6 protein-coding genes are annotated in these 7478 nt (G+C 45.2%); 2 read left to right on the top strand and 4 right to left on the bottom strand.

From position 1 onward, the window contains the following. Positions 1 to 624: 624 nt before the first annotated feature. Both AC37HE_RS09690 and AC37HE_RS09685 read left to right on the top strand, forming a co-directional pair. Complete coding sequence (locus AC37HE_RS09690; RefSeq protein WP_500782631.1) at positions 625 to 1518, top strand: tetratricopeptide repeat protein; 894 nt, start codon at positions 625 to 627, stop codon at positions 1516 to 1518. A gap of 88 nt (positions 1519 to 1606) precedes the next feature. Beyond that, entirely contained in the window at positions 1607 to 1807 is a 201-nt protein-coding gene (locus tag AC37HE_RS09685) for a YwbE family protein (protein ID WP_500782630.1), read from the top strand. A gap of 48 nt (positions 1808 to 1855) precedes the next feature. Here AC37HE_RS09685 and AC37HE_RS09680 read toward each other — a convergent pair whose 3' ends face one another. From AC37HE_RS09680 to AC37HE_RS09665, 4 genes are all read right to left on the bottom strand, one after another. Further along, on the bottom strand, positions 1856 to 3163 hold the full coding sequence (locus tag AC37HE_RS09680; RefSeq protein WP_500782629.1) for a thioredoxin domain-containing protein: 1308 nt from the start codon (positions 3161 to 3163) through the stop codon (positions 1856 to 1858). Between the two features lie 48 nt (positions 3164 to 3211). After that, entirely contained in the window at positions 3212 to 3874 is a 663-nt protein-coding gene (locus AC37HE_RS09675; protein WP_500782628.1) for a thioredoxin domain-containing protein, read from the bottom strand. 112 nt (positions 3875 to 3986) lie between these two features. After that, positions 3987 to 4769, bottom strand: a complete 783-nt coding sequence (locus AC37HE_RS09670; RefSeq protein ID WP_500782627.1) for a PhzF family phenazine biosynthesis protein — start codon at positions 4767 to 4769, stop codon at positions 3987 to 3989. A 27-nt stretch (positions 4770 to 4796) separates the two neighbouring features. Next, positions 4797 to 7205: a TonB-dependent receptor gene (locus tag AC37HE_RS09665; RefSeq protein WP_500782626.1), complete on the bottom strand. Its 2409-nt coding sequence runs from the start codon at positions 7203 to 7205 to the stop codon at positions 4797 to 4799. Positions 7206 to 7478 lie beyond the last annotated feature (273 nt).

The raw sequence follows: 7478 nt of genomic DNA, 5'->3' as shown, positions 1-7478 counted from the left end.
CAGTTTTGTGGTATAAGTCGATTACTATGGTTCTAAAACAGCTGCCATTCGCCCCATACGAGGTTTGTAAAAATACTTGTGAATAGCACAAAAGAGCTGCAAACAAGTTGATTTCCGAATTTCCATAGATCGAATTTCCATTTTTTTTGAAAGTCTCTTCTGAGTTCCAAGTTTCAAGTTTCAAGTTTCAAGTTTCAAGTTTCAAGTTTCAAGTTCCAAGACAACCTGACAACTTCAGATAACAATGACAACCTGATGTCCGGAAAACTTTTTACTTTCATCCCTGTTGGTGATTCGCCGGAATCATGCATCTTTTATTTCCTGATAGCCACTCATGAAACGGGCCAATAATTTCATTTCGCAAAAGAATCTCTCATATTGATAATTACAGCCCGGAAATAATTTGTGCTTTCAGAAGTTTCAATGTTGATAATTACGATGTTTTAGTCTCTTGGTGTTGAGGTGTATATCTGAGATTGTCTTATTTATTATGTTTTTAAATTATCGGTTTTGCTTTGTGTGGTATGGCTTTTGCAATAAATTTGTCCAAAAGATTGAACACACAGTTGGGGGAAGAATAGCTAATGAATGTTATTCGAATAATTTATTTAAGGGGAAATTAGAATGAAAATAGTATCAAAAGGGATGGGAGTACTGGTTGTAGTACTTTCTGTATTTTTAGTTTCGTGTTCAACAGGGAAACTTGTCGTAGAAGGCCAACATCAGGCCGAACAGCTTGCTGCCGAAGGAAACTACCAGGCAGCAACAGATGAATGGAATAAGTATATTACTGAGCGTGTTGCCAAAGGTGATGAAGTTGCAGCGGCCGATTATGCGAAAGCTGCTAAAACAGCCCTGAAAGCTGATCAAAAAAATTTAGCTGAGAAATGGTTTGGATTAGCTAATTACGGTGGTTATTCAGATCCGGAAATGGAGTTGGCCATGGCCAATATTTATAAGACAAGGAATGAAACTCCGAAAGAAATGACGGTGTTGGAACGTTATCGCACAAAATATCCTACGGGAGAAGCTATTGCGGATGTGAATGGCCGTTTGTTTGAAATTTATGCGGAGCTTAAGGATGATCAGAATGCCATAGCGTCCTGGAACAGACTTAGTCCGGAACAACAAAAAGAGGCTGAATATTTGGCTGCGTATTTTAAAGTAATGCTTCGCGATGGATCTGCCGCCGAAAAGGAGCAGGTTGCCAGTCAGTTGATTCAGGTTGATCCGAAGAATGTTTCAGCATTGGAGTGGTTGGGCGAAACGCTGTACCGAAGAGCTGAAGAAAGCTACCAGGCTGAGATGAAAGCCTATGAAAAGACGCATACGCATATGCAGTATTTGCATCTTACACAGGAATTGAAAGTGATTAATGGGAACTTTCAAAAATCGTTGGATTGCTTTACCAAACTTTGGGACATCGAGCAAAAGAAAAGCTATGCCACTTACCTGACCAATATTTACACCCGTTTTGATAATAAAGCAAAAGCGGACTATTACCGCAAATTTCTATAGTAGTAGGATGATTGAAATATATCAAGCAAGGCTGTTCCTGAATAGGGCAGCCTTTTATTTTTTGTACTTTCGTGAAAAATAAATTGAAATGGACGGACGTAAACGATCGGATATCAAAATTGAAAGTCATGTGATGATTGTAGAGAAACACAATCAGCGCAGCGGTGAGCTGACAGAGGGATACGTTGAACGGATTCTGACAAATTCGTCAACCCATCCGCACGGTATTAAGGTTCGCCTTGAAACAGGTGAAGTTGGACGGGTACAACAAATTTTGGAAGACGATTAGGCGTCGGATTCGAATAGAAGTAGCCCTATGTGTTACGGACTTGATTTATTACTGAATTAACCGAAGCGCTTCCGGAACGCTTGCAACCGGTAGTCGGCAAGTTTGATCCTGACACACAAAAATACGGGTTAGCTCCGGAGTTATCCGGTTGTAAAGTAATGGCAGCTGCTCCGAATTTCCCGGGCAGAAGATACAGTTGGGCAGGAAGTTTTGCTGCATTTCCTGAGAAAGAGCAATGGCTCCTTCGCCGGTAATAGCTACTTCGTACAGCTTCTTGATAAAGCTCATGGCCAGGTTCATCCAGTTGGCATGCCCATGCGGATAGTTCAGGACGCTATCGCTGACAACAAGCAACATGGCCCGTGCGGTAATCGAGTAACTGTGCTTATCGAGTAAATGGCCTAATCGTAGCAGGTTATTTGCCATAACTGAATTGGATGATGGAATAACATTATCCTGTACTTCAATTGTGCGGCTGATCAGGTCGGTTTGGTTGTCGCTGCTGAAAAAGAAAATGGTTCGTTTTTCATCGTAAAATTCCCGGAAGCAGGTTTCACAAAAGCGATCGGCTTGTGTCAGGTAGTCCTGTTTGCCGGTCACCTCAAATAAGTCGATTAAAGCTTGAATCAGCAAGGCATAATCTTCCAGAAAAGCTGTGATTTTAGCCTGACCATTTTTGTACGAGTGCACTAATAATCCCGCTTGAGGTTGAAGGTGATTCAACAAAAAATCGACATTTTTTTCAGCCAGCTCCAGGTATTCAGTTTCACCAAAAGCTTTAAAACTATCAACCAGCCCACTGATCACGAGGGCGTTCCATGAGGTCAGGATTTTGTCGTCGAGTCCTGGTCGTACACGCTTGCTGCGGGCTTTCCGGAGTTTTGTCTTCCATTTGGTCACTTTCAGCCGGAGTTCATCCAGTTCGAGTGAGTGCGATTTTGCAAATGCCAGATCACTCTGCTGCCGCAATAAAATGTAGTTGCCATCCTCCCAATAACCGTCATCATTCACATTGAAATAATTGGCAAACAGCCAGTACTCCTCTTTGATCAGCTGTTGCAATTCGGCTTGTTGCCAAACGTAGTATTTGCCTTCAATGCCTTCACTATCGGCATCCAGCGAGGAATAGAATCCGTTTTCGGGCGAAAGCATTTCCGTTTTCAACCAGTCTACGGTTTCGCGAACAACCTGACGGTACAATTCATTTTTGAATTTCCGGTAGGCCTGGGCATACAGGCTGAGAAGCTGCCCATTGTCGTAAAGCATTTTTTCGAAGTGGGGCACTTTCCAGAACGAATCGGTTGAGTAGCGGGCAAAACCCCCTCCAATATGGTCGTAAATGCCTCCAAAAGCCATTTTCTCCAAGGTGGTGAGTACGTGTGTTTCAACAGCTGCATTGGGCTCCTAGTGTGTCCAACGTAGTAAAAACTGTAAATTGACCGGCATCATAAATTTAGGAGCTCCTTTGGTTCCGCCATTCTGCAGATCGAAACTGGTTTGCCATTTTTCTACTGAATTTCTCAGCGCCAATGAATCAATTTGCTGGACGTCGGTTGTTACCGGAATCAACGAACTTTGCGTAATGCCTTCCGTTAATTTTTCAGCATATTCGCTTGTCTTTTCCGGGTATTTGGTATGGTAATCGGCAACTTGCAGCAAGCTGTTCACCCAAACATCTTTCTGAAAATAGGTTCCGCCCCAGATTGGCCGACCATCGGGCAGGGCAATGGCATTGAGGGGCCAGCCGCCTCGTTGGGTTATCAGCTGCACGGCTGTCATGTAGATCTGATCCACATCGGGGCGTTCTTCTCGGTCTACTTTGATGCAGATGAAGTGCTTATTCATTAGCTCGGCGACCTGTTCGTCCTCAAATGATTCGTGTTCCATGACGTGACACCAGTGGCAGGCAGCATAACCGATGCTGATCAGCAACAACTTATTTTCATCTTTCGCCTTTTGTAAAGCGGCTTCACCCCAAGGCATCCAGTTGACCGGATTATGGGCATGTTGCAACAGATAAGGCGATGTTTCGTTAATCAGTTCGTTGGTGTGGCTGTATGTTGGCATGGCGGGCTGTTTATTGTTTTCAGCCTACTAGAACAGTTGGTCTACTTAAAAGTTTTACAGCAGATAGAGCAGAAGTCATTACAATTGTCAAGTCATTGGCTAATACCAGCAACTAGAGGAAAATTTCCCCGCGGAGGAAGGTTTTCGTTTTTCCGGCAATCAGGACACGATTGTTCTGCAGATTAACAGTTAATTCACCACCTCGCAGCGAAAGTTGTCGGGCGCTCATTTCTGTTTTGCTCAAGCGTTTGGCCCAATAAGGGGTGAGTGAAGTATGTGCCGATCCGGTCACCGGATCTTCATCAACACCGACACCCGGAGCAAAGAAACGGCTCACAAAATCAACCTGTTCACCCGGTGCAGTAACAATAACACCCCGGACTTGAGTGCGGGCCAATTGTGCAAAATTGGGCATTATCTCCCGGACCTGTCTTTCGTTTTCGAAAACCAGCAGATAGTCGGTTTTCCCTTTAAAGCATTCTTTCGGAAGTTTTCCGATTGCCTGGAAGATGTGGTTGGGAGCATCAATGGGGTGGATGGTATCAGCAGGAAAGTCCAGCTGTAATTTATCGCTGATTTTACGTACCCGTAGCGTGCCGCTTTTGCTGGTGAAAATAATTTCGTCGTGCGGATATTTTGCTTCTTCGAAGATCACATGTGCTGTTGCTAAAGTCGCATGGCCACAAAGCTTCACTTCAGCTTTGGGCGTAAACCAGCGAATCTCGAATCCTTCGGTTGTTGGAACAAAGAAGGCAGTTTCCGAGAGGTTGTTCTCCATGGCAATTTGTTGCATCTGTTGATCCGTTAGCCAGTTATCCAACGGTATGACTGCTGCGGGGTTTCCTTTAAACAGCTCCTCTGCAAAAGCATCAACTTGAAAAAGCGGAAGTTTCATGGCTTTGAATTTTGATTAAAAGTACGACTAAAATTTCATCGATAGCCGCAAATTTAGTTTACGTTTGGTCAGGTAATTGGGTACACCATACATATCGCCATAATTGCTGCTTACCCAGAAATAAGATACTGTATTGTTAATTCCCAACAGGTTCAGCACTTCAAGGCTAAGCGACATTTCCTGAATCTTCTGCAGCAATTTGCTTTGCGTTTGCAGGTTGCCGGCGCTGATGATTGTTTTTGACAAGCCAATATCGATGCGGCGATAGGGGGGCATGCGGAAAGTATCCTGGTAGCGCTCGCCGTTGGGAGGTCCTGTTGGGAGGCGCGATCCGTAAAAGGCTGACAGATGAACTTTATAGCTTGGATCTCCCGGAAAATAATCCTGGAAGAACAGGCTGAAGGTCAGGAACTGATCGGTTGGCCGTGGTATCCAGCCATGGCCGTCACCAACAATATTTTCTTTTGTTTGTAGCAGCGAAATGCTGGCCCACGATTGAACACCGCTTACAAATTCTCCGTGGATACTCAAGTCCAGGCCGGCAGCATAGCCTTTGGCCTGTTGGTTGGCCAGGTATTGAATCTGGACATTGTTGATTTGGTATGGTGTGAGCCTCGAAAAATACTTGTAATAGAATTCCGACTTAAAGCGGAATGGGCGATCTAAGGCCTGAAACAAGTATTCGCTGCCGGCAACCACCTGCCACGACTTTTGCGCCTTGGTTTTCGGATACACGTTTCCGTTACGATCTTTCAATTCTTTTAAAAAGGCCGGTTGCACGTAGCGTCCCCCGGAAAGGTGAAAGATAAACTGCTTCTCCCAGTCGGGGAAATAGCTGGTCGAAACACGGGGGCTAAGTAGAAATTCACCGGAGTATTGGCGATAATTAGCCCGCAAGCCAGAGGTGAAAAACAATTTTCCCGATTCAACCGGAACGGCCCAGGTGTCCTGCAGATAGGCGGAGCCTTGCCATGTTGAAATGTGGTTGTTGGTATTGGCGCTGCTGTACAGCCACAGGTCAGTGGCAGAGTAGGGCAGCGAGTAACCGGTTGAGTCGCGCATCACCCATTCATTCACCTTGTCGGTAATGTCTTCACGCTGCAGTTTAAAACCCCAGTTCAGTAAGTGTTCTTCGCGGTTGAGAGCTCCTTTGTGTGTCATGCTGTAAACTTTGGCATCGAGGTGATTGCGGGCGTGATTCAGAAAGCTTCCAACGCCGAGGTTGAGGATACTATCGGCTGTTCCCGCGGTTGACCAGTCACGCTCCAGTTCATTCAGGTAATATTGCCCTTCGATATCGTAATTGACTTGCTCCTGTGTGCTAAAAGCCGAAACAATAAATTTTAAATTGAGCTGATTGTCGGGGTGAAAGTTGAATGCCAATGCTCCCAGGTTGGTGTTGAAATGATCCTTTTCCTGCCCGTTGAAATACACTTTGGTCTCCAGCGGCTGTGTCCAGGTTCCGAAAGTTGTGGTGCGGGTTTGCGGAATGAAGAGGTAATCGTTTCGGGCAATGTTCCCCAGAAACGAGATATCGGACGCATCCGACAGCTGGTAGGTGATGTAGGCTTGCAAATCGGTAAAATCGGGGTTGTAGTCACCTTTTTCATCTAAGCTGCCCAGCAAATAGCGATTCGTTTTGTAGCGGGCACCGGCAATGAAACTCAGCTTTTGGTTTTTCGTGGCATCTTCAAGGTGCAGTGCTCCGCCGAGCATACTGGCAGAAACTGATCCGGCAAAGCTGCGGGGCTGTCGATAGCGAATATCGAGCACCGATGCCATTTTATCGCCGTATTTGGCGTCGAAACCACCACTTGAGAACTCAATTGACGAGACCATGTCGGGATTAATGAAGCTGAGGCCTTCCTGCTGACCTGAGCGAACCAGAAAGGGGCGGTACACTTCAATGTCGTTTACATACACCAGGTTTTCGTCGTAGTTACCTCCGCGTACCGAGTATTGCGAACTTAGTTCATTGTTGGTCGATACGCCCGGCAGAGTTTTGATCAATGCTTCAACAGCTCCTGATGAGGCATCGGGAATGACTTCGCCAAACTGCGGATCGATGCGCGACATGTTTTGCTGTGCCCGTTGCTGGCGAATGGTTACCTCCTTAATGTGTTCATTACTTTCAGCCAGTTGGATGTTCAGTTCAATCTCGTCGCCTGCTTTGGCTGTTAGTTCCTTTTCCCGTGTTTGAAAGCCAATCATGGAAAAAACAACCGTTACCGATCGGTTAGCCGGTATTTGTAAGGTGTAATGGCCTTTGGGATCGCTTGTTGTACCAATGGGGTATCCTTTCAAACTGATGTTGACAGAGGAAAGAGCTTCATTATTCCATGCAGTAACCGTGCCGCTCAAAACACCATTCAGCGATTGAGCATAGGAGCCGAAGCATACAGTGAGCAGGATGGTCAGGAGTACAACTGGTTTCATTCAACTAAAATAGGTTTTTCTATTAAACTATTTCGACCGTGCTAAATTGTGTTTTGTGCAAGGATATTTACCCAAGCCAACAACGCAGTTCTTCTGGGTGAATTGCGCTTTCTTACTTCTACATTTCTTATTGGTTATTCGATATTCTACATTTCAAGGATTGCTTCCTCCTTCGTCCTACCAATGACAGAATTAATAAAAACTGTCATTTCCGCATTATGCCCCATTTATTTGGGGTAAGTCCTCGCAATGACGGAACCCGGAACTCGAAAC

Source organism: Mangrovibacterium sp., from assembly GCF_059905295.1.
This window is presented reverse-complemented; position numbering and strand designations above follow the sequence as displayed.

Bases quoted from the DNA above. Each gene is read 5' to 3' on its own strand.
- AC37HE_RS09685 (WP_500782630.1), top strand. From the start codon at position 1,607: ATGGACGGACGTAAACGATCGGATATCAAAATTGAAAGTCATGTGATG.
- AC37HE_RS09690 (WP_500782631.1), top strand. From the start codon at position 625: ATGAAAATAGTATCAAAAGGGATGGGAGTACTGGTTGTAGTACTTTCT.
- AC37HE_RS09665 (WP_500782626.1), bottom strand. From the start codon at position 7,205: ATGAAACCAGTTGTACTCCTGACCATCCTGCTCACTGTATGCTTCGGC.
- AC37HE_RS09680 (WP_500782629.1), bottom strand. From the start codon at position 3,163: ATGGCTTTTGGAGGCATTTACGACCATATTGGAGGGGGTTTTGCCCGC.
- AC37HE_RS09675 (WP_500782628.1), bottom strand. From the start codon at position 3,874: ATGCCAACATACAGCCACACCAACGAACTGATTAACGAAACATCGCCT.
- AC37HE_RS09670 (WP_500782627.1), bottom strand. From the start codon at position 4,769: ATGAAACTTCCGCTTTTTCAAGTTGATGCTTTTGCAGAGGAGCTGTTT.